The organism is Vibrio sp. 1-Bac 57 (assembly GCF_037546855.1).
Taxonomy (GTDB): Bacteria; Pseudomonadota; Gammaproteobacteria; order Enterobacterales; family Psychromonadaceae; genus Psychromonas.
This window is the reverse complement of sequence record NZ_JALAAC010000001.1, coordinates 218,352-244,085: the sequence shown is the minus strand read 5'-3', so window position 1 is coordinate 244,085 and position 25,734 is coordinate 218,352. Positions and strand designations below refer to the sequence as shown.

Below are 25,734 nucleotides of genomic sequence, written 5' to 3'. Positions count from 1 at the left end.
CCATACAAAATTTAGTGTTTACCTAGTTTGCTTACAGCGAATGAAGTTTAATTATTGAACAGTTGAAAGTGTGGCTCATTTGAACCATAATGATAGGACCATATGGTCTAAAGGAGGTTTTTATGGCAATGGCTGAATTGAAAAGTTTCAAACCCAAACAAACCTATAAGAAAAATTTTTGGTTTACGCTTGGTATTGAAGATGCGAATACAGTGCGTACTGACGCAGTGCATAAAGGCTTTAAACCCAAAGTTTATAGAAACATTATCAAGCGAACTAATTTATCTCAAAACGAGTTCCATCACGTCACGCATATTCCACTTAGCACCATAAAACGTAGATTAAAAAATGACGAGCGTTTCAACACACAAGAAAGTGATGCGATGTATAGACTGGCGATGCTAATAAAGTTAGCAACCGACTTGTTCAATGATGAAGATCGCGCACTGCAATGGATGCGAGAAAGTGTTTATGGGCTAGGAGGAAAAAGACCCTTAGATATGGTATCAACAACCGTTGATTTTGAAATAGTAAAAGATCTTATTGGTCGAGTTGAACACGGCGTATTCTCTTAATGAAAATGTACCGGCTTACTCAAAAAAGACACGCCGAGACACCTTTTAACCCCATCGGCGCAAAGTTATTTGGAGGCAGGTGGAATTCAAAAGGAACAGAGGCGCTGTATTTTTCTGAATCAGAATCACTGTGTTCCCTTGAAGTATTTGTTCATGTTAATAACGAACCCAGCATGATAGAGCAATATAATTTATACCTTATTGACATGCCTGATGAGTTGATAGCCAAATTAGACCATGAAGATTTACCTACAACATGGCGAGCCATACCTGCCAGTGAAAGTACGCAGGAAATTGGCGATCAGTTTCTAAATGATCCCGAACCTGAATATGCCGCATTACAAGTTCCCTCAACTATATCCCCAAGGGATAAGAACTACGTTATCAATCCGAATCACCCTAAAATACAAGAAGTGCTAGAAGATTACGAACAATTAGATTTTTCATTTGACCCAAGAATATTTAAGTGACATTTCCCCGTATAGCTAATAAAAAACCGTATGGCTAATAACAACCCGACGACTTATAAAATAATGGCAAGCGCCCTCTCCAGTTAAAAAGACAAAGCACTTGAGCAGATAATTACTCGAGTCATATTCATATGGGTGAATATCTAATTAATAGTAGTAATAACTTCCGTTATTCCAACAATCAACATTTGCATACCTATCACAGCAAGAATTAGTCCCATTAATCGAGTGACAATGCTAAGCCCGCTTTTCCCAATAACGCTTAAAATACGAGAGCTGAAAATAAAGCACAAAAAAGTAATTATACATAACACGGCAAAGACGGACATAGTCAATAATATGCCAGTTAATCCACCTGATGAAGAGTAATTCATTGCGGTTGCAATAGTGCCAGGTCCAGCGAGTAGAGGAACCGCTAAAGGTGATACAGCTATATCAGCTTCATCATTATTTTCGGCTGAATGCAGTTTGGAACCATGTCCATTAAGCATATGATACCCGACAAGAAAGACTAAAATACCCCCTGTTATTCTCAATGCAGAAATAGTAATACCGAATAAGTGAAAAATTGCTTTTCCAAGTAAAGCAAAAGATAAAATCACAATAAAAGTGATAATAAGTGCCTTAGCTGCAATTTTGATTTGTTCAGCTTTTGGCTTATCGCCCGCCAAACCTGCAAAAGCAGCAGTATTAGCGATGGGGTTCATGATTGCAAAAAATCCTAAAAATACCGTGATTGCTTGTGTATATAAATCATTCATTTAATGATTATCCTTCAATAAACTATGTAAATATCAATGTAACGCCCAACGAGAACACTAACTCTAAAAAAGCTTTATTATCAAGTTAACTAACTCATAAATGACTAAAATAATGAGTCAATTGACTCATAAAACAACCATTTAACAGCATAAATAACTCATGATACGACTATTTTATCTGGTTTATAACGGACCTAAGACACAAAAACGCAGTTAAGAATACAAGCATCGAGGCTGAAAGTTATAATAACTGAGGATAACTGAAATTATCTTCCATTCTAGAAGTATCAAAAAAACTTAAGTGTTAAAAGTAGAGTGAAGTATGACAAGTCCGAGATGGTTTAACAATTATTTGTACTTTTATTGTTTTAAGCTTCCATTATTTTGAACGTCTGCTGTTTTTAAATTATAGTACTGTGATTTATTAAATGACTGTATTTCGAAATCAGTTAAATTACGCCACTTACCCACTGCAACATCCAATGTCACATCACCAATTTGTTCACGATGTAATGATTGAACACGATTACCAATCACAGCAAACATTCGTTTAACTTGATGAAACTTACCTTCGGTAAGGGTCAGTAAAACTTCACGTTCGCTAATGATCTGTAATGAAGCGGGTAACGTTAGTTGCTTTTCGCCTTGTAGCTGAATTCCCTGTTCAAATTGAACGATTGCTTGCTGCGTGATTGGTCGGGACAACTCGACGCGATAGACTTTTTTACAACCATTATTAGGCAAGGTGATATTAAAAGTCCACCGTCCATCATCGGTGATCAATATTAATCCCGTTGTATCTGCATCTAAACGCCCAGCAATATGTAATTCCGATAGTTGTTCAACCTGAGCATCATTATAAATACCTGAACCTGAAACATTATCAAAGCCGTTAATATTGTTAGGGTCAGTAACATTTTTAAGTAATAAATTAAGCGCAGAGGGATAGCATTCATCGACATTAGAACAAATAGTCTTGGCGGGTTTGTGCATTAATAAATAGCGAAAAGGACGCAGTGTTAAGACTTCGCCGTGAAATTTAATAGTATTGTTCTCATGTACTTGTGCTGCAACTTTCTTTATCACTACATCATTTACTGTGATATCGCCGGATTCGATGAATGCTAAAGCTTGGAGTTTTGTTAATCGTGTACTTTTACAAATAAATTTATCTAAACGCATTACGTTACCGAATTAAATAGTTAGGCATGAGAGGTTTATGAAGACAGAATGATCAGCTAAAGATTTAAATACATAAACCTAGCTTGGAAAATATCTAGCTTAACGCATGAGTGCTAGCAAACTCTAACATTCAGTGAACGCAGAATTAAACAGATATTTTACCTTGAAGGTATAGTACAGCATGGCCAGATACGCATACACGTTGATTTTTTAGTTCACAGATTAATACACCTCCGCGTGCAGATGCTTGGAATGCATGAAGCTTATTTTTATTTAATACTTTAGCCCAGTAAGGGGCTAACCCTGCATGTATAGAACCCGTTACAGGATCTTCATCCCCTCCATTAGCAGGCCAAAAATATCGAGATACAAAATCATAATCCGTTACAAGGTTAACAGGAGTGTCAGCGACATGAGTATTTAAATTAATATCTACGCTTTGAACACTCGCTTGAGCAATAGGTTCAGCAGTGTTTTCGTTATCATTTTTACTTTTACTTTCAATAACATTATTAACATCAATATCAGAGAGCCTTGACGCATCACTTGCTGTCACCACTAAGTCATAGGGTGCGAGTGTTTTTAATAAATGTGCTTGGTAAGTAACATTAAGTACATCTTGTACACTATTAAAAATAGCAAAATAGGCTTGTCTATTTTTCAACACTTGCAGCGGTTTGATAGATAAACCATCAAGCAACGCAGGGGGTACCTCATTAACTTGTTGTGGATTTTGATTAGGAAAATCCATTTCAATACGATTATCATTTAATTGATTAACGGTTAATGAGCCAACTTCTAAGGTTGTAAATTCAATCTCACCTTTCACATCATAATGGTTATAGAGAACGAATGAAGAAGCTAAGGTTGCATGTCCACAGAAGTCAATTTCAGTGAGTGGAGAAAACCAACGTATTGCAAATTTATTAGGGGTAATTTTTTTGATAAAAGCGGTTTCTGAAAGGTTATTTTCATAGGCAATATTTTGCATTAATTCATCTGGGATCCAAGAATGCAAAGGAACAACCGCAGCGGAATTACCTCTAAACTGAGTATCCGTAAAGGCATCTACCACAAATATAGACAATTCCATTTATTCCCCTTTTATGCGCATCCATTAACTACATTTTTTGACAGTATTTTTTACAAAAATGAAAGCATGCTGAATTGAAAGGTAAAAATGCCCAATCATTAAATTAAGCATCATTCATAATTAAAGTAACATTCATAATTAAAGTAACGCTACTTTGGTCAATATTGAAATCAGAACATGAAAGTTAAGTGATCATTGTTAATAAATTTTCTTATAACAATGATCACTAACTCAGTTGTTAAACCAACTCTATCAAGAATTTGAACAGCTATTTAGCGGAATTGGTATTAACACTCTAATGATAAGTGCTTAGCTTTATCCTCGATAGTAACTCTGTGCAATAAACGGCATTTTTTCTACTTTCATGGCTAATTTTTTGCCACGAACCTCAGCAAAGACTTCGGTGCCTATAGCTGCATATTCAATAGCTACATACCCCATCGCCACAGGCATCCCTTTCGACGGACCAAAGGTGCCACTCGTTACTACACCAATTTCGTTATTATCAGCATCGAATAGTTGAGCACCTTCACGAACAGGCGCTTTAGAAATGCCAATTAAACCAATACGTTTACGTGAAACATTTTTAGTGGCGATTTGTTCAAGAATGATATCACTACCAATAAATCCGCCCGCTCGAATACCATCTGCACGGCGCGCTTTACTCACTCCCCATAATAAACTCGCTTCCACAGGCGTTGTTGTTTCGTCTAAATCATGACCGTACAAACATAAACCACACTCTAAACGTAATGAATCACGAGCACCTAAACCGATCCATTCCACGGCTTCATCTGATAACAACTCACGCGCTAACTGTTCGGCTTGTGCTGCAGGTACCGAAATTTCAAATCCATCTTCACCTGTGTAACCAGAGCGGCTCACATAACATTCAACGCCAACTAGCTGTACTTTCTCTGCATCCATAAACACCATGTCATTAACACTTGGGTTTAACGCTGCTAAAACTTCTACTGCCTTTGGTCCTTGAAGTGCGAGTAAGGCTCTATCTTCGATGATTTCTAACTCAACATCAGCAGGTAAATTTGCTTTCAAATGCGCAATATCTTGTGTTTTACAAGCGGCATTAACTACAACAAATAAATGGTCATCAAAATTAGTGACCATTAAATCGTCGCTAATTCCACCTTGTTCATTGGTAAAAAAAGCATAACGCTGTTTACCCGCGGGTAAATCTATAATATCAACGGGTACCAAAGTTTCTATCGCTGCGGCCGCGTTAGCACCTTTTAAACGTAATTGGCCCATATGGGAAACATCAAATAAACCCGCCGCTTGGCGACAATGTAAATGCTCTTTTTTTACACCTAATGCGTATTGCACTGGCATATCATAACCAGCAAAAGGCACCATTTTTGCCCCCATTTCAATATGTAAAGCATGAAGAGGTGTAACTAATAATTGTTCTGACATTGTTTGTACTCCAAAGGCTGTGATTTATTAAACGTCATTTACGTTTAGGTAGTAAATAATAGTGATTACAAGGTCGTACTTTTAAGGTTGTACTTTTGTGATTCTGCTTTTAAGGTTTTAAATTTAAGGCTTTCACTTTAAGGTGTAGCTTTTCAAATTAAGAGTCATAGACTCGTATGCTCTCTGTGAAATACATTAAGAAGCCGTAACCCATAGAATGCTTGCGTCCTCTTCACTGACCGAGATCAACATGTGTCCCATATTGGCATCGTAATAAACAGAATCACCTTCAGTTAAATTAACCGGTTCATAGTATTCAGAGAAAAAAGTAATTTCTCCGCTTAATACTAATAAAAACTCTTCTCCATCGTGGCGTATCCAATCGGCATAAGCATCAAAGCTACGTGCGCGGATCAGCGATTTAAAAGGCATCATTTTTTTATTGGTTAATTGTGTTGCTAATAACTCATGTTCATAGGTAGAAGTAGGATGAGGTTTTCCTAACTCGTTCCGCGTAATATCACGTCGACCAGTTGTACTGACTTGTTTCGGCGCAGCAAACAGTTGTGGAATATCAATTTGTAAACCACTAGTCAGTTTTTGCATCGCTTGAAACGTCGGTGATATTTGTTCATTCTCAATTTTGGATAACGTCGAACGCGCTAAGCCGGTTTTTTGACTTGCTTCTTCCAACGTTAAACCCAAAGTTCGGCGGATCTGTTTTAAGCGTTCACCCAATTTAATCGGTGCTATCTTCTGTTCATGCTGATCGCTGGTAATGGTCATTGATGGATAAATATCTTGTTGTTGCTGATCAGTCATTACTACTCTCCTATTAATAAACACTATATTAACGAACCAAAATAAAAGCGCACCATAAAATAAAGATCTACATCACACTCCTGAAATAATGTTTCCTTTTGGAAACTTTTGCTCAACTTTGAGGGAATAATTCCTTATAATAATCTCCACTTGTTATTGCTTTGTTAACACTACGCACTATAAAGCCTATATATTCAGTACAGTTTGATGTTAATTAATTGTGTTCACACACAGTGAAACAATTCCCTTATCGGAAACTTTAAAGGTGATTAACGCGAATTTTGGCTAAATAGAATGTTAATAAGGTAATAGAAATAGATTTTATGAGTGTTATGCTGAGTGAGCGTAACACTCAGTCTCGATATCATTTACTAGCGAAGGATTTAACTATGGAAAGTGCATTAAAGTTCACAGAGTCACACGAATGGGTATTAGACAACGGTGACGGTACCGTTACTATGGGGATTTCAAACCAAGCACAACAATTATTAGGTGATGTGGTATTTGTTGATTTACCTGATGTAGGCGATGCAACTGAAGCAGGAGAAGCTTTCTCTTTAGTTGAATCAGTTAAAGCCGCTTCTGACCTTTATGCACCTGTTACTGGTGAAGTTGTTGAAATCAATGAAGAACTAGAAGGTAGCCCAGAATTAATTAACGAATCACCTTATTCTGCGGGTTGGATAGTTAAAATTAAACTAGATGACGCAAGTGAGCTTGATAACTTGATGTCTAGTGAAGATTATCACGCAGCAAACGAAGAATAAGCAATTTGCTTTTGTATGATTTTGTTTAGTTAATTTATTTACTTAGTTAATTTAACTTAGCTTTTATATGAAATTAGAACAAAGGTTCAATAATATCTGGGGCGACTTCATAGGAAATCGCCTTTCTTTTATAAGTTCTTCAAGCTCGTTCTGAGCTGACTGACTTATTAAGACAAAAACATACGACACACACTTTTCTGTAACTGCGACTGTTTAGGATGAATATGACTGCTCATACATTACTCGATTTATTAAGTGACCAACAAGAATTTGCAACGCGTCACAACGGCCCTAACCCTGCACAACAACAAATCATGTTAGATACCATTGGTGCAACCAACTTAGATCAATTAATTAACCAGACTGTACCCGCTGCTATTCGCCTTCCAGAAAAGTTAAATCTCGCTGAACCACAAAGTGAGTCTGATATGTTGGCGTCGTTAAAAACTATTGCTGAAAAGAACGTAGTTAACCGTAGCTTTATTGGCCAAGGTTATTACAACACATTCACGCCAAACGTTATTCTACGTAACGTCTTAGAAAATCCAGGTTGGTACACTGCTTATACGCCTTATCAGCCAGAAATCTCACAGGGTCGTTTAGAGTCTTTATTAAACTATCAGCAAGCGGTGATGGATTTAACGGCGATGGATTTAGCCAATGCGTCGTTATTAGATGAAGCAACTGCAGCTGCAGAATCAATGACATTGTGTAAGCGTGCGAGTAAAAGCAAAAGTAACGCCTTCTTTGTGTGTAATGAACTACACCCACAAACAGTTGATGTGATTCGTACACGTGCAGAATATATCGGCATTGATATCATTACCGGTACGGCCCAAGAATTAGATAACCACGATGTATTTGGCGCTATTTTACAATATCCAAACACCACTGGTCATGTCATTGACCTAACAGACATCATTGCACAGGCACATTCTAAAAAGACCTTAGTCGCTGTTGCATCAGACCTACTAGCATTAACGCTATTAAAAGCGCCGGGTGAAATGGGCGCAGATGTTGTTATTGGTAGTGCACAACGTTTTGGTGTACCAATGGGTTTTGGTGGTCCGCACGCAGGATTCATGGCAACACGTGATAAATTCAAACGTACTATGCCAGGTCGTGTTATTGGTGTATCAAAAGACAGCAAAGGCAAACCTGCATTACGCATGGCTATGCAAACACGTGAGCAACATATTCGTCGTGAAAAAGCCACTTCCAACATTTGTACTGCACAGGCACTATTAGCCAACATGGCTGCATTTTATGCGTTATATCATGGCCCAGAAGGCCTACTAAAAATCGGTCGCCGTGTACATCATTACACCGCTATTTTAGCAGCCGGTTTACAGAGTGAAGGCGTTGAATTAGCCAACCAAACTTTCTTTGATACCTTAACGCTTAATACTAATGAACACAGTAAAGCTATTTACCATCGAGCTCTTGCTGAAGGCATGAACCTTCGTAAAATCCCTAATCCCGATAAAACAGCACCAGACAATATGCCAGTGCAGTTGGGCATCAGTTTAGATGAAACAACAAAAGCAAAAGACGTAGAAGATCTATTATTGGCGATCACAGGTAAAGCACTTAAAGTAAGCGAGTTCAGCGACAACATCGCAAAAGATGAATTCGCAGCGATACCAGAATCTTGTCGTCGTACTAGCAAATACTTAACACATCCAGTATTTACTGCACACCAAAGTGAAACGCAAATGATGCGTTACATGAAAAAACTAGAAAACAAAGATTACTCACTAACTCACGGTATGATCCCGCTTGGTAGCTGCACCATGAAGTTAAATGCTGCCGCTGAAATGTTACCAGTGACTTGGCCTGAGTTTGGCCAAATGCACCCTTTTGCACCAACAGAGCAAAGCTTTGGTTACCAAGAGTTAGCAGAAAAACTATCAACCATGTTATGCGAAATAACTGGTTACGATGGTATGTCGTTACAACCTAACTCAGGCGCACAAGGTGAATACGCAGGCTTGATCGCCATTCAGCGTTATCACCAACATAACGGTGATGCACACCGTAACGTTTGTTTAATTCCAAGTTCAGCGCACGGTACAAACCCTGCCTCTGCGGCAATGGTATCAATGAAAGTAGTCGTGGTGGGCTGTGACAAGTTAGGTAATATCGACCATGCCGATTTAAAAGAAAAAATCGACAAACATCGTGATAACTTATCTTGCATCATGATCACTTACCCTTCTACACACGGTGTTTATGAAGAATCTATTCAAGAAGTTTGTGAATGGGTGCATGAAGCTGGTGGTCAAGTTTACCTTGATGGGGCAAACATGAATGCACAAGTAGGCTTAACCACACCGGGCTTTATCGGCTCCGATGTATCACACCTTAACTTACATAAAACATTCTGTATTCCACACGGTGGCGGCGGTCCAGGTATGGGACCAATCGGCGTTAAAGCGCATTTGATCCCTTTCCTACCAGGACACATCGAAGTAACAGAGTCTGCAGATAACAAACATTACGCAGTTTCTGCAGCAGAGCTAGGTTCAGCATCTATTTTACCAATCTCGTATGCTTACATTGCGATGATGGGTGAACAAGGTTTAACAGAAGCGACTAAGCTGGCTATCTTAAATGCCAACTATGTCATGGAGCGTCTACGCCCACACTACCCCGTCTTATTCCTTGGTAAAGAAGGCCGCGTTGCACACGAATGTATTATCGATATTCGTCCGATTGAAGCGACATCGGGCATTTCAGGTGAAGATATTGCTAAGCGTTTGATGGATTACGGTTTCCACGCGCCGACTATGTCATTCCCTGTAGCTGGTACGCTAATGATTGAACCAACGGAATCTGAAAACCTAACTGAGTTAGATAGATTCTGTGATGCAATGATCGCAATCCGTCATGAAATTAGCCAAGTAGAGTCAGGCGAATTCACGTTAGAGGATAACCCTCTAGTGAATGCACCGCATACACAGGTTGACCTAATGGATACAGAATGGGCTCACGTTTACTCACGTGAAGTTGCCTGTTTCCCAACTGAATTTAGCAAAGGCGCTAAATACTGGCCAACGGTAAACCGTGTAGATAACGTGTTTGGTGACAGAAACTTAATCTGTTCATGCCCAAGTATTGAAAGCTATATGGAAGATTAGTGTTTGATGGTTTTACTTGGGGTTTGTCTAGGTTCAAGTCTTAGACAAACTTAGTAATCATCGTTAAATAGACTAAAAAAGCGAACCTTTTATATAAAATGGTTCGCTTTTTTATTTATTCGCCAAGAAAATTATAATAGATAGATTATCACGTTAATGTCAATTTCTGTATATATCTATTATTAATTAAATAGTTGCTCAACCGTTTTCATTGGTAAAAATAAACGTGTACGTCCACGATATTCACACAATACTTCAAAACCATATTTAATATAAAAGTGTTGAGCTGAGTCAGTCAAGCAATCGACAACAATCGCATAGGCGCGCATATGATGATTAACTTCCCACAAATATTTCAATGCTTTAATGAGACTGATTTTACCTAATCCATGTCCATGGAATTCATTATGAACAGCTAATTGAGCCAGTAAAAAAACAGGAATTGGATACTGAGGTAATTTTTTAGCGAGTTTAGCGGGTAATGACTCTCTAGAAATTGAGCTTGGAGCAACACTATAAAAAGCGCAGATTGGAAACTTATTATTTAACAATGGAATGTTGGAGGGCAATACCATTGTTCTACTAATACCTGCTTGCATGTGTTTAGCTGCTTGTGTTTTTATAAACACATTTAACTCAAGTTCACCACAATCGAATGAGTTACGATCATGAACTGACTTATCTAACTCTTCAAAGGTTTTAGACCAACTCATTCAATGTGGCTTTCTTTTGTAAATGCAGCAGCGGCTAATAATGCGGCATTGGGGTTATTTGCTTTATCACAAGCTTCGACGAATTGATCAAAAACATTATCTTCTACAACCATCATTTCATGTTCAGCAATAACATTTGATGCATCTTCATCCATTAAACGAACCACATACTCAGTCAAACTTTTTAAACCTAAAAGAGCAGATGCTTTTTCAGCTTTTACTTTTATTTCTTCATCTAATCTAATATCTAAACGTGCAGTAGCCATAATAACCTCCAATAACGTACGGAAAAATTCCGTCACAATTAAATTTTAAACCTAAATTAGCTTCATAGCAACCGTACGGGCATATGACGGATTACATTTTATTAAAAGAGGGAAAGAAAGTTATTAATCTATTTTGTCTCTCATCAAAACTATTTTTAGGCACAGTTAAGTGTGATTCTGTATTTACGCTGAATAGATACAATGTTTCAGTCTATCCGCATGACCATGATTTTAGGTTTAATTTTAACTCATTGAATCATTTGTTTAACTTACTTTTTTGATATCAAATTTTAATGATAAATAGTATTCTTTATACCCACCTGTTAGGCGACTAATCTAATCTGGAGAACACTATCAAATGATTTCACATATAATAGTTGTAAAACTTACAACTATTATATGTGAGTTAACAAAAGCACAGCATTTTGATATTGATCTCAATGAAACCACTCAACGGTGTAGCGAATTAATTACTGATGGCCACTATTCAGCAATTATTGGTCTCTATGAAAATAATCCAATTGCTGTCGTTACTATGACAGAAACATATGCATTATATGCTGGTGGTAAAATCGGTGTGATCCAAGAGTTTTATGTTTCTCCTGAATTCAGGAATTTTGGTGTTGGTTCAATGTTAATTGAGCAAGTTAAAGATTATGGTAACAATAGCAATTGGTCATGTATTGAGTTATGTACAACACCTTTACCAGAGTTTGATCGCACAATAAATTTTTACCAAAAAACGGTTTAATTCCTGTTGGTGATCGTAAAATGAGGCAGACATTGGCGTAAATTATTGCAAATTGATTTAGTCGAAGGTATGTAACCTCCAACCCTCATAACGCCCTGCAAGTGACTCCATGAACGAACTTAAATCGCTCCATCAATGGGTGTCACTTGCTAAGGCAAACTTACTTTTGTAATAATTGATAAACATGATGAGCACTAGCAACATCAGCAAGTGCTGTGCCTACTGACTTAAATAAGGTTATTTGGTTATTATTCAATCTGCCATTAACATCACCAGTGCAAAGCTGTGCAAGTTCGCCTTTGACATGTGTCTTTTCTATGTGACCTTCAGATAATGGGATTAATACTTCCCCTGCTTCATGAAAAACATTAAGGCAACTATCTGCAATAACATAAGACATTTTTACCGTTTCAGTATCACATTCACGACAGGTTTGATGGTGATTGCCCACTAAATCAATATGCGTACCCGCCGCTATTAAAGCGCTATCAAATAATGGAGTTGGGCTACCTGTCGCACAACTTACGATATCAACATGGCCGATCACTTCTTCATATTTATCGCAAGCTAATACCGTTAAGTCTGGGCGAGCAGCTTTAATTTTATCAATGGTTTTTTGTACCTTCTGCTCACTACGCCCTTGTATATAAATGTTTTTTAAAGGACGCACCGTTGCATGGGCTAATGCCATATAAGGTGCTAATTCACCAGTCCCAAACAATAATAATGAACTAGCATTCTCACGTGCCATCATACTACTTGCCAAACCGGAAATAGCAGCAGTACGCCAATAGGTTAAGCTAGTGCCATCTACAAGGGCTAGTGGAGATCCGGTTTCTCGAGAAAAGAGTAATACCTGTGCAGAAACCGTTAAGCGCCCTTTTTCTGGATTTTGTGGATAGTGAGTAAAAGATTTAACGCCAAGTACATCCTGTGTCCATGCGGGCAATACAGCAAAAGTATCGTGCTTTGCTTCGCTACCACCGGGCAATGGATAAATTTGTCGTTGAGGCATTCCAAAATCGGCACTAAAGGCATCTTTCAGAGCAGGAATAAGACGCTCAAAAGATAAGACTTGTTGCACTTCTTCACCACTAATTATTTTCATTTTTATCCTTATCCTTTGTATGAGTTATCTTTTAATAAATTATTTTTACTTGCTTTGTTTCTATTTAAGCTTTCTTTTATTGGAGTTATTTTTAATGTCAGCAACCTTTAATTCAGTTATTTCTAATTTAGACACTTTACTGGTGATAAACATTAACAACAATACAGCAAGGCCGAATAAATAAAGGCCAGCATGCACTTGAATACTGGCAATAACACCTAGTTTTACAGTGACAATCAGCATGGCAACCACCATCACATCCAACATCGTCCACCTTCCATACTCGTGCATCAGATAAAGTAATTTTTTGTATTGTTTGGTGGTGGTTATGGTTGATTGTAATAACAAAAACAAAAATCCAATTTTAAAGATGGGCAATACCACACTGAAAATTCCAACGATCATGAAAATTAATATTTGTCCCTCATTAATAAGCTCGGCCAAACCAGAGATAATGGAAATGGAGTTGTTTATCACCATAAACTTAGAAATAGTGATCATCGGGAGAAACAAACCGAGTAAAAAGAACAAAGTCGCCACCATTAAAAGCCAGCGTAATGCCGTTACACTCGATAAAACGGCATTAACTCGGTAAGTATAATTTTGTAACATTTATAAATCCTATTTTCTCTTATCCCCTACTTCCAATGATTTGGACTCGTTATGTTTCGACTAAAGAATCTGGATATTTTTTAACGACGGGGCTATTGCCGTAAACATTATCACATATGCTTTATAAACTAGATGGATGCTTTAGATGAAAATACTAAACGCAGCACTAAACTCCGTAAGTAAAGTCGTCTTAAAAGTATCAATATCTCAAAACATTACACACTGCGCTAACGCACCAAAACAGCACTAAAATTAAATTGAAGATCCAAAATGGTGCGCGCCATCACTTTTTTAAAAATTATTCAAATTAATAAACAATAACTTAGATTCAAATAATAAACCATCTTACCTTTTTGAAGCTACAGATAGTAAAAATACGCTTCAGTATAAAACACTAAAAATGTCGAACAAAACGAAATTAAAAACTACCGAAGTAATTATATTTATGCATAACAGTTTTTTGTTCTGTTGTATTTATTCAGTTGATTTATCTACAAAAAATTCACATTTATTTTTATAGAGGATAAGTTAACTAATATTTATTTTTGGCACAAAAGGTGCTGTATTAAATTTAACTGACTGATGATAAGTTCCGTATTTAGTCATTTCAATGAGCAACTAAACGTTAACCAATGAGGTTAGTTTTACTACTAATAGGAATCAGAAAAATGGAAATTAAAAAACCTTATTTATTATTTTTAGGTGATGCACAAGATCCTCTTGCAGCAAAAGTTGCTCAGGGTATTAGCCAATGGCATCCAGAGTATTGTGCTGGTCAATTTCGCATGGAATCATGTGTTGCTGATTGTGGTTTAACTGATATGGATATTGCACAAGCAAAAACAGCGGGCGTTAAAACCTTAGTGATTGGCGTTGCTAACCGTGGCGGTATTATCTCTGATCAATGGATATCTATTCTAACGCAAGCACTTGAAGCGGGTTTTGACCTTGCAGCAGGCCTGCACAATAAATTGAATGATATTCCTGAACTTAAAACATTAGCAGACAGCTTAGGACGTGAATTGTTTGATGTGCGCTTTCCTACACAAACATTCCCTGTGGCAAGTGGTTTAAAACGCACTGGTAAACGCGTTCTTCAAGTTGGCACTGACTGTTCAGTGGGTAAAATGTATACCGCTTTAGCACTTGAAAAAGAGATGCTTGCACAAAATATGAATGCAAGTTTTAGAGCAACTGGACAAACGGGTATTCTTATTAGTGGCTCTGGCGTGAGTATTGATGCAGTAGTTGCTGATTTTATTTCTGGCGCGGTAGAAACTATTGCACCAGATAATACGGAGGATCATTGGGATGTTATTGAAGGTCAAGGTTCTTTATTTCATGCTTCATTCTCAGGTGTTACAGCAGGTTTGATCCACGGTTCACAAGCTGATGCATTGATTTTATGTCACGAACCTACGCGTGAACATATGCGCGGTTTACCGACGTATCCATTACCAGATTTAAAAACCTGTATGGATCTTAATTTGTCTTTTGCTCGACTTACCAACCCGAATGTGAAATTTGTTGGTATCTCTGTTAACACATCCAATTTATCAGAAGCTGAAGCTGAAAAGTATTTAACAGACATTGAAGCTAAATTTGATTTACCAGCAGTTGATCCTTTCCGTGAAGGTGTTTCACGTATTGTAGAAAAACTGAAAGCTATTTAGGGGTCTTAATATGAAGGTTAAACTTGTTAGCGAGAGCTTCCTTATTCGCGGTACTTTTACGATATCACGAGGTAGTCGAACCCATGCCAACGTAGTTGTCGTTGAATTACAGCAAGGTGAATATATCGGTCGTGGGGAATGTGTTCCCTACGCGCGCTATGGTGAGTCTATTGAATCGGTACTCGCTGAACTTGAAACCTTGGTCGCTAAGATTGAATCTGGTTTAACCCGCGAGCAGATGCAATCTTTATTACCAGCAGGTGCTGCTCGTAATGCTTTAGATTGTGCTTATTGGGATCTAGCCTGTAAACAACAAGGGCAACGTATTTGGGAGCGTATACCCGTTGCGCAACCAATATCATTGACCACTGCTTTTACTCTTTCTCTTGATACACCAGAGCGCATGAAAAAAGCTGCAATCGACAATGCGCATCGTCCACTATTGAAACTTAAATTGGCGGGCGAAGGTGATATTGCACGAGTAACGGCGGTTCGCGAAGGTTCACCAAAGGCACGTATTGTTGTAGATGCCAATGAAGGTTGGGATGAAGCTTTGTATTTAGAAATCGTTCCAGAATTGGTCAAACTCGGTGTTGAAATGATTGAGCAACCTTTCCCTGCTGATAATGATGCTGCATTGGAACATCTACCAAGACCCATCACGCTATGCGCCGATGAATCTTGCCACGACAGAACCAGCTTGCCAAAAATAATCGGTCGTTATGACATGATTAATATAAAACTGGATAAAACCGGTGGTTTAACTGAAGCACTCGAACTTAAAAAAGCAGCGCAACAAGCAAATCTACAGATAATGGTTGGTTGTATGCTTGCCACTTCTTTAGCGATGGCACCTGCATTTGTTATTGCACAAGGTGTTGATGTTGTCGATTTAGATGGGCCTTTGCTACTAGCTGAAGATAGGGAGTCGCCTTTTACTTTCACCGAAAGTTTAATGCACGTTTGTGATGCTGAGCTGTGGGGGTAAACGCCCACTTTTTTTTATGACAATACTAATAGCTTTATAAAAAGAGTCATTATTTTGTGGCAACAGTAACTATTTTATAACAAGAGTAATAATAAAACTGTTGTTACCTAACGAGGTATAAATTATGGAACGTATCGTCTACTTAGATGGTCAATTTATTAACGAAAGTGAAGCAAAAGTTTCTATTTTCGATCGTGGTTTTTTATTTGGCGATGCAGTTTATGAAGTGACTGCAGTCCTTGATGGTAAGTTAGTTGAAAACGAGGGTCACATGGTTCGTTTACAACGTTCATGTAACGAGTTACAAATTTCATTACCCGTTACTACTGAAGAAATAACGACAATTCAAAAAAGTTTAATTGAAAAAAACAATCTCAATGAAGGTGGTATTTATCTGCAAGTAAGCCGAGGCTCTGCAGGTGACCGCGACTTTGGTTACCCTTCGGGTATTAAGCCAACGTTAGTTTTATTCACGCAAGCGCGCTCATTACTTGATACGCCAAAAGCGGTTAAAGGTATGAAAGTGATCACCATCGAAGATATTCGCTGGAAACGTCGTGATATTAAAACCGTTGGTCTACTTGCACCGTGTATGGCAAAACAAGCAGCTATCGATGCAAAAGTTGACGACGCATGGCTTGTTGAAGATGGTTATATAACCGAAGGTAGTTCAAACAATGCCTATATCGTTACTCAAGAAGGTGTATTGGTAACTCGTCCATTAAGTAATGATATTTTGCACGGCATAACGCGTAAAGCTTTATTAGAGCTTGCAAAGAAAGAGAAAATTACTATTGAAGAACGTCTTTTCACCGTTGCAGAAACATACCAAGCAAGTGAAGCCTTTGTGAGTTCGGCTACGACTTTTGTTTGGCCTGTTGTTGAAATTGATGGAAGAACAATTGGGACAGGAGCTCCTGGCCAAGTTGCCAATAAGTTACGTCAAATCTACATTGAATTAGCAAAAGCAACTGCGGAATAATGTTTGTTGCTTGTTAATTATTCATTATTGATTATGATTGATGCGCTTTCCTGTAGAACAACTTGATTTGCGCGCAGAAATATTTATCAACTCAGTAAAAACTAAACACAAGTTCCCACGGTGATCCAAGAAAGATCCGTGGGAACTTATTGAAATGTAGCTATGAAATATAGATACAAAATAATATTAGAAAACAACAACATAATCTAATACTACAAACTAATACTACAAAATAAGAATCAATTTACACTTGGTGTCACTGTGACTTCAACGGGAGTGTAACAAACCGAAGGAGAAGCTTCTTCACCATATAATGTCGCGTTAGTTGCCGCACATACATCCTGCGAAGCTGATAATCTGCCATCGCTGGTCGACCCCCAAGCATAAACAACATTCTGATCTGTGACAGCAAAGTGACTTGAAGTATTGGCACTAAAAGAGGTAATAAAGAGCTCGTCTAAAGCAGCTACTTTAACCGGTTCAATTGCAAGTTGGCGTTCAATACCACTAACATCAGTTTCGTAGCCATTCGCCATATAACCCGTTCCCATATCACCCCAAGAATAAATGTCACCGTTCAAACTTAAAGCCTGTGCATTACGACTGCCACCTTGAAAACTGATCAGTCGATCATCACCCATAGTTGCTGATCCTGTAGATAAATTAGTGATGACTTCGGGTATCAAAATATTTGCAATATCCGAGACTTTATAGACAAAGCCTGTACTTGTCGGCGTACCTTGCGCTAAAGCACCATAGCTATTATTGCCCCAACCATAAACGATACCCACATTATTAACGGCAAGGCCAAAGTCAGCACCTGCTTCAATAGCAACAATATCTTTCCCTTCAAGAATTTTTAAAGGAGTAGGTCGGTCAACACTAGTAGACCCGTCTCCCAGTTCACCACCACTAGAGTTATTACCCCAAGAGTATACATCGCCTTTATCTGTCAACGCATAAACATGGATATCACGTATTGCTACATCAACTACCACTTCATCTTCCGGTATAAGCACTAAACCAAAAGTACTTTGATCATCAGAAGAGTCATCAAGTCGTCCTAGTTGCAAATTGCCATTATCTCCCGCTGAATAGAGCTTGCCAGAACGTGTTACCACAAAGCTACTATTACTTCCCGATGTTGCATAAACAGCTAGTTCTCCATTTGGTAATGTTACTTCAACAGGAGTAGTGACAGGGTTTTCGTTGCCTGTTCCTAGTTCACCACTAAAATTGGGGCCGAAAACAAACAATCTACCCTCGGCTGTTACTAGCGCACCATCTACTTGGTCTGTTGAAACACTTTTAAAATCTAATGATTGATCACTTAATGACATCCAACCTGAGTCGGCATTATAGAGCCCGTATTGGCGCGTAATATTGCCTTCGATATAACATTCATTCTCAGCGTCGGTTAAGGTGTCTTTACCCTCTTCATTTAGTTCAGTACCTGGCTCTAAATCCATATCAGATTCACGACCTAACTTGAGACGTAATTCACTACCGCAATATCGACTTGGAGATTCGGCATAAACAATCCCAGCATAGTTTTCACCAAAGCTGAAAGGTTTGCCTGCTGGAGATAAACCGAGTGTGTGATGGTTACCGGCTGATAAGATGATATTACGATCAAAATTCATCCATTTTAGATATGCATAAACTTTAGCATCGCCTAGCGTATCGATAATATCTGAATATTCACCGTCAGTAATATCTGCAAACGTTGTGCTTGTTTCGTTGAGATCCGAGATATCTAAAGCCAATCCATTGTATACATCGTTGTCTTCATCAAGTGCGATCATTGCTTTTAATAATTTAACACTTTGTGTTTCTTGGTATCTTTGCTCACCGACGAGTGAAGCTAGTTTAATATTGGCACTTGTCTCAACTTCATTAAGGCTATATTGCCCTAAGCTAAAGGTGATCGTCTCTCCATTTCGATATTCAAATGAGCCGGTTTCATCGGTTGTTCCTGATATAGTTTCAGTTTCATATTTTAGACCTGAAACAGGCACTTCTAACTGCCCTAAGGAAATAGGGGCTAGCACTTCGACTTTTTCAATAGAGTTATCGTCACAAGCCGTGGTTAGTGCAACCGCTGTACCCAATATAAAAACGTGCTTTAATCTTTTGTCCATACTGATAATACCTTCCCTATATTTTTACATTCAAAGTAAACTTAATGATAATCAATCGCATTGTAAGTCATTGAATAATTTAAATCTAGTTTTAAGCTCAATAAATGAATAAGAATCATTAACAATAAGCCGTGTGCATATATGGTGATAAAAATAGTTTCAGGAAGTTTGGAAAATGGGAAGTTGAAGCAGATAAAAATATGCAATCAAGTTTTTTTATTTTATTAGCGATGTAGAAAAAGGTCAAAAACTGAACATAATTGTATTAACTTTTGACTAACGTTTAGACAGTTAAAAGCTAAGTTAATGGGAGTAGAGTGAATGGAAGCTACGAGAACAATAAATACGTTGAATTAATCATCGATAGTTTTTGCGATATAAAGTAAATCTTTTTTTATTTCAAAAAATGCTTCGACAACATTAGGATCAAAGTGGGTACCAGCCCCCTGTTTAATATAGTCAAATGTATCATCAAGACTTACCGCCTTTTTATATATTCGCTTATTAATTAACGCATCAAAAACATCTGCTATTGCCATCACTCTTGCTGAAAGAGGTATCGCTTCACCTTTCAACCCTAACGGGTAACCTTTACCATCCCACTTTTCATGATGATAATTTGCAATTTCAATTGCTATTTTTAGGTATGGATTAGGACCCACTTTTTGTATTGTTTGCCTTAGGATATCACCACCCAATGCAGCGTGAGTGCGCATAATAACAAACTCATCTTCTGTTAATTTTCCTGGTTTAAGTAGAATATGATCTGGAATTCCAACTTTTCCAATATCATGCAGAGGCGCTGCTGCACATAAAAATTTAATGTAGTCATCGTTAATTTGATCTTTGTATTGTTGTTTTGTTTGTAGGTGCTCGATAAGGGCTTTAACATATAATCTTGTTCTAATTATATGCCCGCCAGTTTCAGAATCTCGTAATTCAGCGACCGTTGCCATGCTATCTATAATCGATAGATTTGCTTTAGAAATTGAATTAAGCACAGATACTAAATGTTTTTCAGTTGTATAATATTTTAAAGCACTAACCACAATATAAACGGTTAGTAAGCTAACAACGGATAGGAATGGAGAAAAATATATCTGAAAGTTATACAGTAAAATCGCTGGTGAAATGATTAAAAAGCTAAGTAATGAAATAATGAAAAAGTTATAAAATGAGGCACCTTTTTTAAAAATCAATATGGAAAGTAAAGTGCCAAATACAAAGATGATCATCATTTCAAGTAGTTCAAACCAAATTGGTATTCTCAAAACATCATTATTTAACACATTATCTATTAACGTTGCATGCGATTCGATATTAGGAAAAACAGGGTCTAAATGAGTGTTAACAATATCATTCAAGGCTGATGCTGTTGCACCTAATAAAACAACTTTGCCCATGAAGTATTGTGAAGGGATTGTCCCGCTGAGTAACTTTAAAATTGGAATAGTCTGATAGTGTCGCCCTTTTCCCCTAAAGTTGATCAGCGCATTACCCTCGTTATCAACGGGAATTTGATAGTTATTTAATTTAACCACATTGCCTAGGCTATCATGATCAATTTCAAAGTCAGCCCCCAAAAGCACCATTAACCCCGCCAAAGATAAACTCGGTAATAGTTTATCTTTGTATTGTTTTATAATTGATGTACGTCTCAATAAGCCATCTGCGTCTATCGTTGCATTGATGAAACCTATCCCAGCACTATTTTCAGAAAAGGAATTTAATGGACAAATAATCCCTTGGTATTGTGCTTTGTCCAGGTTAAGTTTTTTGTCGCCATTAAGCTTTTTGTAATAGTTGTGCTGATTATGATTTTCTTGTTTAAAGAAACGGTCATAACAAAGCGCTTCTTTGTAAACTTTATGTTGTGTTAACACTGATGGAAGGATTACAGGAGTATTTTTAATAACCTTTGCAAAGTACACATCGTTATCTTTTAACGCTTCCGGAATCTCTTTTAAATTGAGTTGTATGCCAAACTCAGTGGCAAATAAATCCTCGATATTAACTAATGATGAACGATCTTTTTCTGCAAGTAATATATCAACTAAGACAGCAGATGGTCTTCCATCAAGGATCAAACGTAATGCTTCAGCTAGTCGGTACCGGGGCCATGGCCACTGCCCTAGAGCTTCTAAACTTTGATCATCAACATCAATAATAATAATGTTTTTTACGGCGGTTGTTTGAGGGTAATAACGATTGTATAAATCGTAAACTTTCCAATCGATTGTTCTTTCATTGAGAGAGGTTGTGATTGCATAGTAAGCAAATGAAAAAGAAATCAGAAAGCCCATTAATAATGGTAAGAATTTTGATAACTCTTTAAAATAAGACAAAGAGAATATCTTCATTGTTTAAGTTCCATTACCATATTTCTACTTCAACGCATCTATTTTTAGGCTCTATCTCTTTTCCTGATTTAACTAGCGGGTCGTTTTCTCCATGGGAATCAATTCTGTATTCAACATCTTTGATATTCTCTGATTGTAATAAGTTTGCTACAGCAGTGGCTCTTTTCAAGGAAAGCGCTAAATTATATTCACTACTACCAGCAGCATCAGAATGACCAATAATATTGATAATCGGCGAGCTTCGGTCATTAGCCGTTGCTATAATTTTGTCGATTAATAACTTCGATTCACTGAGTAAATCAGCGCCATTGTTTTCAAAATAAAGCAAGAAGGTCTCAGATTTTTGGGGTTGTATTGCAAATAAAGAGGCATGCTGTAATGTTATTTTTTCAAGGTCAACAGCTTTAGGTGCTGTAGGACGAGCCGATTGTGAAGCTACCGCTACAGCATCCCCGGGTTTATCTACAACCTGGGTACCTGACTCATTAAAGACGGTAATTTGGCTGTTTTCTTTTTCATCGGGCAATAAAGTGACTTTAGTGGTTGTTGGGATATTCAACAACACTACAAATACAACTGAAATGATTAGAAATAGTTCCATAGCGTTAATCTACCTCCACTAAGAATTTTGTTCCGCGAACACCAATAGTAGCTTCAGGTGTTTGTACTTTAATTGACTCTGGAGATAACGCGCCTAGTTTGCCTGATGTATAAATAGCCGAACCATTATTGAGCATGACATCAAAAGCGTAACTTTTTTCTTTAGGTGAAAAGAGATAACGATTGATAATCACCTGAGAACTAGGGCCAATTGACAGTTGAGTTCCATCAATGAACACAAGTCCAATATTACCGTTCTTTTCAGTCTCTATTACATACCCTTCGTAAATTTTATCATTTAATTTAGCATCAAATTTTGTTGAGCTTTCTTGAATGATTACTTTTCCTTGCACTGTTTTTACTGTGCCAATAAAAGTAGTGTTGGCTAACGTTGAAAAACAAAATAGAGAAAATAAAGAAAAAGTTAATATAGTACGAGATAACATCATAGATACCATATAATTACCTTTTAAAATGATGTTTATTAGATAAATTTAAGATAACAGAAGTTTTAGATAATACAACAAGATTGCTAACTATATGTGAAGTTATTATTACACATATTTATCGTTATTATGCGCGTTTAAAGCTTTGACTATCATTCTTGCATTAACTTTAAATAACAAGCTTTTAGCTCTAAATAGATATTTTCTATAGGTAAGTATGAAAAGCTAGACAGAAGTCTGCCTAGCCTTGATTTATCTGCTTATCTACTTAAGATCAAAATCTACCTAAGATTATAGGTAGCGAGTTTCCAAGTGTTTTCTAAAGTGTGCGGCGTTGAGTGTTTCGCCTGTTGCACGTTTAATCAACTGATCGGTAGTGTGAAGGGAGGCTTGTGACCAGATGTTATCACTTAACCATTTGAAGATTGGACTTAGGTCACCACTTTGGATAGCCGCATCTATACCGACTGTTTGTTGCATGGTCGCTTTGTATTGTGCCGCGTACATTGCACCTAATGTGTAGGAAGGAAAATAACCAAATGCGCCATCGGTCCAGTGAATATCTTGCATACAGCCATTTTTATAATTACCTTCAGTTGATAAACCAAGGCTAGCTTTCATTTTTTCATCCCACAGTGCAGGTACATCTGTGTGTTCGATAACGCCATTGATTAAGTCACGCTCAATTTCATAACGCATGATCACATGCGCTGGATACGTAAGTTCATCTGCATCTACGCGAATGTAACCTTTTTTAACTTGCGTATAAATTTTGTAAAGGTTTTGTTCATCAAATACCGGATCATTATGTGCATTAAATGCATCTGCTGATAAGCGAGATAGATGAGAAATAAAGGGTTTGCTACGTCCAATCTGCATTTCAAAGAACAATGACTGTGATTCATGAACGCCCATCGAGCGAGCTTCGCCAACGGGTAATCCAGAAAATGCAGGTGGCAAACCTTGTTCGTAACGTGCATGCCCTGTTTCGTGAACTATTCCCATCAAAGCTTGCACAAAGTCTTTTTCGTCATAGCGCGTAGTAATACGAACATCCGACGGTACACCACCACAAAACGGGTGCACACTTTGATCTAAGCGACCATGGTCGAAATCGAATTTCAACAACTTCATGGTTTCTAAACCAAGCGCTTTTTGATTGGCGACTGAAAAAGTGCCTGATGGCATAATAATCGTTTCTGATTGTTGCTTATGTAAGGCTTTTTCAATTAACGCTGGTAACCATGTTTTTACATCTGAAAATAAAGTATCAAGAGACGCAGTTGTTGTACCAGGTTCGAACTTATCTAACATCGCATCGTAGGGCGTTAACCCCAACGCTTCACCGCGGATTTGTGCTTCTTCACGAGACAGCTTAACGACCTCTTTCCAATTTTTTTCAAAGCCTATCCAGTCATTTTCTTGTCGTTGTGAACGCCACGCATGTTCACATTTAGAACCCGCGATAGATTGTGCTTGTACTAAGCCTTCTGGCACGATGGTCGCTTGCTGCCATTGACGCTTCATTTCACGTAAACTTGATTGTTGCTCGGTGCTTAAGGATTCTTGTTGTGCTTTGTCAAACCACTCTCCAAGTTGAGCTTGTGTCGATAAACGATGCACATGCACAGATAATTCAGCCATGGCTTTAGAGCGCGCATCATTGCCACCCGATGGCATATTAGCGGCTGCATCCCAACCCAACATAGATTGTGCATGATTGAAGTGATTGATTGTTTGATAATGAGCGGTAAGTTGGTCGTAGTTTGACATAGTCTGATTCGCTTCCTATTTATTACATGACGCAGTATTGCAACGATAGTGAATTTAAACTCACCATTACATTGAGCTGAAAAGCATACGATGAAAAATAAAGTACTTATGTTCTAGTATTCAATAGCCCTAAACTTAAACCAAAATCGGCCTGTTTAAAAGCCATATTTTAAGCTCGGTACAACGTTAAAGCATTAAGTGAACACTTTATTGGAATGTAACAAAACAAGTTAAAAAACATAAATATTTTAACTTATGTTTTTTAACTTGTTGCGGTTATTGAAGCTATTTAAGTTACTAGCCAAACTAGATAGTCTGTTTAATCCACCCTGAGCGTTATGATGTCAGAAATAATTAACCGGATTGACACGACGCGAAACCTTATCATAGGTGCACTATGCCCTATTTTTACGATTATATTAGCCTTGTATTTACTCGATGAACCTATCATTTTAACTATGATCTTAGGTATGATCTTAGGTATGGTTTTGGTGATACGGTGTTGCTGTTTTATTCTTCAAGAAAGCAAATAGGACTTAATGGACGCCATGAATGATTAAAGAAATAGAGGCAATTAATAAGATAAACAATCTTTAAAAAAATGTTAATAATAGCTATTAAATTTTATTTTCAATGATAGACTGCGATCACCTACATAGGAGACAAAATCATGGGTAAAAAGAATAAAATGACTAAGGTTGTTGTAGAAAAAGTGACAGCTCAAAAATCAACAGACTTAGGTCGAGGCACTATCAATCATTCTGCAATGGGTGCGTTAGTAACAAGTAAAGTATTTAGCATGCGAGTAGAAAAAGCGAAAAAGGGAAAAGGTTCATTTAGCCGTAAAGGTAAACATACTGGTAAAGAGTGTTATCAAATAGCGGCTTAATTTGCGAGTTTTTACATTAACTCATTCGCTCTTATCTGATAGCATTCTTTAACTCAGTAACATGAACAGCTAAATCTTAAACATAGCTAAACAGCTACATAAATACGTACGACCATAGCTACCTAGCTACTACCTAAATAAGTTGCGTTGCTCTTAATGACCCAATAAGAGCAGCATTATTTAAATAC

At 37.5% G+C, this 25,734-nt stretch carries 23 protein-coding genes; 9 read left to right on the top strand and 14 right to left on the bottom strand.

What is annotated here, in order from left to right; translation table 11 throughout:
* Nucleotides 1-122 precede the first annotated feature (122 nt).
* Nucleotides 123-575, top strand: coding sequence for an Xre family toxin-antitoxin system antitoxin (locus MT391_RS00955; protein WP_166371430.1), 453 nt, complete (start codon nucleotides 123-125; stop codon nucleotides 573-575).
* A complete protein-coding gene (locus MT391_RS00950) occupies nucleotides 575-1,045 on the top strand; it encodes an RES family NAD+ phosphorylase (RefSeq protein ID WP_499496641.1) in 471 nt (156 codons plus the stop codon). Before MT391_RS00955 ends, MT391_RS00950 begins: the two co-directional genes overlap by 1 nt.
* A gap of 143 nt (nucleotides 1,046-1,188) precedes the next feature.
* On the opposite strand, the gene MT391_RS00945 is transcribed toward MT391_RS00950, so the two are convergent.
* The 5 genes from MT391_RS00945 to MT391_RS00925 form a co-directional block, all read right to left on the bottom strand.
* Nucleotides 1,189-1,806, bottom strand: a complete 618-nt coding sequence (locus MT391_RS00945) for a MarC family protein (RefSeq protein WP_499439601.1) — start codon at nucleotides 1,804-1,806, stop codon at nucleotides 1,189-1,191.
* A 360-nt stretch (nucleotides 1,807-2,166) separates the two neighbouring features.
* Complete coding sequence (locus MT391_RS00940) at nucleotides 2,167-2,988, bottom strand: pseudouridine synthase (RefSeq protein WP_499496640.1); 822 nt, start codon at nucleotides 2,986-2,988, stop codon at nucleotides 2,167-2,169.
* 145 nt (nucleotides 2,989-3,133) lie between these two features.
* Nucleotides 3,134-4,081: a PhzF family phenazine biosynthesis protein gene (locus tag MT391_RS00935; protein ID WP_499496639.1), complete on the bottom strand. Its 948-nt coding sequence runs from the start codon at nucleotides 4,079-4,081 to the stop codon at nucleotides 3,134-3,136.
* A 315-nt stretch (nucleotides 4,082-4,396) separates the two neighbouring features.
* On the bottom strand, nucleotides 4,397-5,515 hold the full coding sequence (gene gcvT, locus MT391_RS00930; protein ID WP_166371420.1) for a glycine cleavage system aminomethyltransferase GcvT: 1,119 nt from the start codon (nucleotides 5,513-5,515) through the stop codon (nucleotides 4,397-4,399).
* Between the two features lie 195 nt (nucleotides 5,516-5,710).
* Nucleotides 5,711-6,337: a helix-turn-helix domain-containing protein gene (locus MT391_RS00925; protein WP_499496638.1), complete on the bottom strand. Its 627-nt coding sequence runs from the start codon at nucleotides 6,335-6,337 to the stop codon at nucleotides 5,711-5,713.
* 389 nt (nucleotides 6,338-6,726) lie between these two features.
* Here MT391_RS00925 and gcvH point away from each other — a divergent pair, with 389 nt between their 5' ends.
* Both gcvH and gcvP read left to right on the top strand, forming a co-directional pair.
* Complete coding sequence (gene gcvH / locus MT391_RS00920; protein WP_299662120.1) at nucleotides 6,727-7,104, top strand: glycine cleavage system protein GcvH; 378 nt, start codon at nucleotides 6,727-6,729, stop codon at nucleotides 7,102-7,104.
* 224 nt (nucleotides 7,105-7,328) lie between these two features.
* A complete protein-coding gene (gene gcvP / locus MT391_RS00915; protein ID WP_499496637.1) occupies nucleotides 7,329-10,244 on the top strand; it encodes an aminomethyl-transferring glycine dehydrogenase in 2,916 nt (971 codons plus the stop codon).
* A 182-nt stretch (nucleotides 10,245-10,426) separates the two neighbouring features.
* Here gcvP and MT391_RS00910 read toward each other — a convergent pair whose 3' ends face one another.
* Entirely contained in the window at nucleotides 10,427-10,957 is a 531-nt protein-coding gene (locus MT391_RS00910) for a GNAT family N-acetyltransferase (protein ID WP_499496636.1), read from the bottom strand.
* Nucleotides 10,954-11,223, bottom strand: a complete 270-nt coding sequence (locus tag MT391_RS00905; protein WP_499496635.1) for a type II toxin-antitoxin system TacA family antitoxin — start codon at nucleotides 11,221-11,223, stop codon at nucleotides 10,954-10,956. Before MT391_RS00905 ends, MT391_RS00910 begins: the two co-directional genes overlap by 4 nt.
* 358 nt (nucleotides 11,224-11,581) lie before the next feature.
* Between MT391_RS00905 and MT391_RS00900 the strand changes: the two genes are divergently transcribed.
* On the top strand, nucleotides 11,582-11,974 hold the full coding sequence (locus tag MT391_RS00900) for a GNAT family N-acetyltransferase (RefSeq protein WP_499496634.1): 393 nt from the start codon (nucleotides 11,582-11,584) through the stop codon (nucleotides 11,972-11,974).
* Between the two features lie 160 nt (nucleotides 11,975-12,134).
* Here the strand turns inward: MT391_RS00900 and lhpI are convergent, their stop codons facing one another.
* Nucleotides 12,135-13,082, bottom strand: a complete 948-nt coding sequence (gene lhpI / locus MT391_RS00895; protein ID WP_499496633.1) for a bifunctional Delta(1)-pyrroline-2-carboxylate/Delta(1)-piperideine-2-carboxylate reductase — start codon at nucleotides 13,080-13,082, stop codon at nucleotides 12,135-12,137.
* A gap of 60 nt (nucleotides 13,083-13,142) precedes the next feature.
* Nucleotides 13,143-13,694 carry a paraquat-inducible protein A gene (locus MT391_RS00890; protein ID WP_499496632.1) on the bottom strand — a complete coding sequence of 184 codons (552 nt, stop codon included), beginning with the start codon at nucleotides 13,692-13,694 and terminating at the stop codon, nucleotides 13,143-13,145.
* Between the two features lie 668 nt (nucleotides 13,695-14,362).
* Between MT391_RS00890 and dgcN the strand changes: the two genes are divergently transcribed.
* From dgcN to MT391_RS00875, 3 genes are all read left to right on the top strand, one after another.
* Entirely contained in the window at nucleotides 14,363-15,367 is a 1,005-nt protein-coding gene (gene dgcN, locus MT391_RS00885; protein ID WP_499496631.1) for an N-acetyltransferase DgcN, read from the top strand.
* A 10-nt stretch (nucleotides 15,368-15,377) separates the two neighbouring features.
* A complete protein-coding gene (dgcA, locus tag MT391_RS00880; protein ID WP_499496630.1) occupies nucleotides 15,378-16,355 on the top strand; it encodes an N-acetyl-D-Glu racemase DgcA in 978 nt (325 codons plus the stop codon).
* Between the two features lie 124 nt (nucleotides 16,356-16,479).
* A complete protein-coding gene (locus MT391_RS00875) occupies nucleotides 16,480-17,337 on the top strand; it encodes a D-amino-acid transaminase (RefSeq protein ID WP_499496629.1) in 858 nt (285 codons plus the stop codon).
* A 239-nt stretch (nucleotides 17,338-17,576) separates the two neighbouring features.
* Here the strand turns inward: MT391_RS00875 and MT391_RS00870 are convergent, their stop codons facing one another.
* The 5 genes from MT391_RS00870 to MT391_RS00850 all read right to left on the bottom strand — a co-directional run bounded on the left by MT391_RS00870 (nucleotide 17,577) and on the right by MT391_RS00850 (nucleotide 24,657).
* On the bottom strand, nucleotides 17,577-19,478 hold the full coding sequence (locus tag MT391_RS00870; protein ID WP_499496628.1) for an RCC1 domain-containing protein: 1,902 nt from the start codon (nucleotides 19,476-19,478) through the stop codon (nucleotides 17,577-17,579).
* A 353-nt stretch (nucleotides 19,479-19,831) separates the two neighbouring features.
* Nucleotides 19,832-21,838: a CHASE2 domain-containing protein gene (locus MT391_RS00865; protein WP_499496627.1), complete on the bottom strand. Its 2,007-nt coding sequence runs from the start codon at nucleotides 21,836-21,838 to the stop codon at nucleotides 19,832-19,834.
* Between the two features lie 13 nt (nucleotides 21,839-21,851).
* Nucleotides 21,852-22,439, bottom strand: coding sequence for an OmpA family protein (locus tag MT391_RS00860; protein ID WP_499439623.1), 588 nt, complete (start codon nucleotides 22,437-22,439; stop codon nucleotides 21,852-21,854).
* A gap of 4 nt (nucleotides 22,440-22,443) precedes the next feature.
* The gene (locus MT391_RS00855) at nucleotides 22,444-22,896 is read right to left on the bottom strand and encodes a FecR family protein (RefSeq protein ID WP_499439624.1); all 453 of its coding nucleotides are present in this window, start codon (nucleotides 22,894-22,896) and stop codon (nucleotides 22,444-22,446) included.
* 279 nt (nucleotides 22,897-23,175) lie between these two features.
* On the bottom strand, nucleotides 23,176-24,657 hold the full coding sequence (locus MT391_RS00850; RefSeq protein WP_499496626.1) for a carboxypeptidase M32: 1,482 nt from the start codon (nucleotides 24,655-24,657) through the stop codon (nucleotides 23,176-23,178).
* Nucleotides 24,658-25,327: 670 nt separating this feature from the next.
* On the opposite strand from MT391_RS00850, the gene MT391_RS00845 reads away from it, so the two are divergent.
* The gene (locus tag MT391_RS00845; protein WP_166371401.1) at nucleotides 25,328-25,546 is read left to right on the top strand and encodes an alternative ribosome-rescue factor A; all 219 of its coding nucleotides are present in this window, start codon (nucleotides 25,328-25,330) and stop codon (nucleotides 25,544-25,546) included.
* Nucleotides 25,547-25,734 lie beyond the last annotated feature (188 nt).

Excerpts from the sequence above, each read along its gene's own strand:
- dgcN (WP_499496631.1), top strand. The coding sequence starts at position 14,363 with ATGGAAATTAAAAAACCTTATTTATTATTTTTAGGTGATGCACAAGAT.
- MT391_RS00925 (WP_499496638.1), bottom strand. The coding sequence starts at position 6,337 with ATGACTGATCAGCAACAACAAGATATTTATCCATCAATGACCATTACC.
- MT391_RS00845 (WP_166371401.1), top strand. The coding sequence starts at position 25,328 with ATGGGTAAAAAGAATAAAATGACTAAGGTTGTTGTAGAAAAAGTGACA.
- MT391_RS00890 (WP_499496632.1), bottom strand. The coding sequence starts at position 13,694 with ATGTTACAAAATTATACTTACCGAGTTAATGCCGTTTTATCGAGTGTA.
- MT391_RS00905 (WP_499496635.1), bottom strand. The coding sequence starts at position 11,223 with ATGGCTACTGCACGTTTAGATATTAGATTAGATGAAGAAATAAAAGTA.
- MT391_RS00910 (WP_499496636.1), bottom strand. The coding sequence starts at position 10,957 with ATGAGTTGGTCTAAAACCTTTGAAGAGTTAGATAAGTCAGTTCATGAT.
- MT391_RS00860 (WP_499439623.1), bottom strand. The coding sequence starts at position 22,439 with ATGGAACTATTTCTAATCATTTCAGTTGTATTTGTAGTGTTGTTGAAT.
- MT391_RS00955 (WP_166371430.1), top strand. The coding sequence starts at position 123 with ATGGCAATGGCTGAATTGAAAAGTTTCAAACCCAAACAAACCTATAAG.
- MT391_RS00875 (WP_499496629.1), top strand. The coding sequence starts at position 16,480 with ATGGAACGTATCGTCTACTTAGATGGTCAATTTATTAACGAAAGTGAA.
- MT391_RS00900 (WP_499496634.1), top strand. The coding sequence starts at position 11,582 with ATGATTTCACATATAATAGTTGTAAAACTTACAACTATTATATGTGAG.
- MT391_RS00850 (WP_499496626.1), bottom strand. The coding sequence starts at position 24,657 with ATGTCAAACTACGACCAACTTACCGCTCATTATCAAACAATCAATCAC.
- MT391_RS00935 (WP_499496639.1), bottom strand. The coding sequence starts at position 4,081 with ATGGAATTGTCTATATTTGTGGTAGATGCCTTTACGGATACTCAGTTT.
- MT391_RS00945 (WP_499439601.1), bottom strand. The coding sequence starts at position 1,806 with ATGAATGATTTATATACACAAGCAATCACGGTATTTTTAGGATTTTTT.
- gcvP (WP_499496637.1), top strand. The coding sequence starts at position 7,329 with ATGACTGCTCATACATTACTCGATTTATTAAGTGACCAACAAGAATTT.
- gcvT (WP_166371420.1), bottom strand. The coding sequence starts at position 5,515 with ATGTCAGAACAATTATTAGTTACACCTCTTCATGCTTTACATATTGAA.
- gcvH (WP_299662120.1), top strand. The coding sequence starts at position 6,727 with ATGGAAAGTGCATTAAAGTTCACAGAGTCACACGAATGGGTATTAGAC.
- MT391_RS00870 (WP_499496628.1), bottom strand. The coding sequence starts at position 19,478 with ATGGACAAAAGATTAAAGCACGTTTTTATATTGGGTACAGCGGTTGCA.
- MT391_RS00855 (WP_499439624.1), bottom strand. The coding sequence starts at position 22,896 with ATGGTATCTATGATGTTATCTCGTACTATATTAACTTTTTCTTTATTT.
- MT391_RS00940 (WP_499496640.1), bottom strand. The coding sequence starts at position 2,988 with ATGCGTTTAGATAAATTTATTTGTAAAAGTACACGATTAACAAAACTC.
- dgcA (WP_499496630.1), top strand. The coding sequence starts at position 15,378 with ATGAAGGTTAAACTTGTTAGCGAGAGCTTCCTTATTCGCGGTACTTTT.
- lhpI (WP_499496633.1), bottom strand. The coding sequence starts at position 13,082 with ATGAAAATAATTAGTGGTGAAGAAGTGCAACAAGTCTTATCTTTTGAG.
- MT391_RS00950 (WP_499496641.1), top strand. The coding sequence starts at position 575 with ATGAAAATGTACCGGCTTACTCAAAAAAGACACGCCGAGACACCTTTT.
- MT391_RS00865 (WP_499496627.1), bottom strand. The coding sequence starts at position 21,838 with ATGAAGATATTCTCTTTGTCTTATTTTAAAGAGTTATCAAAATTCTTA.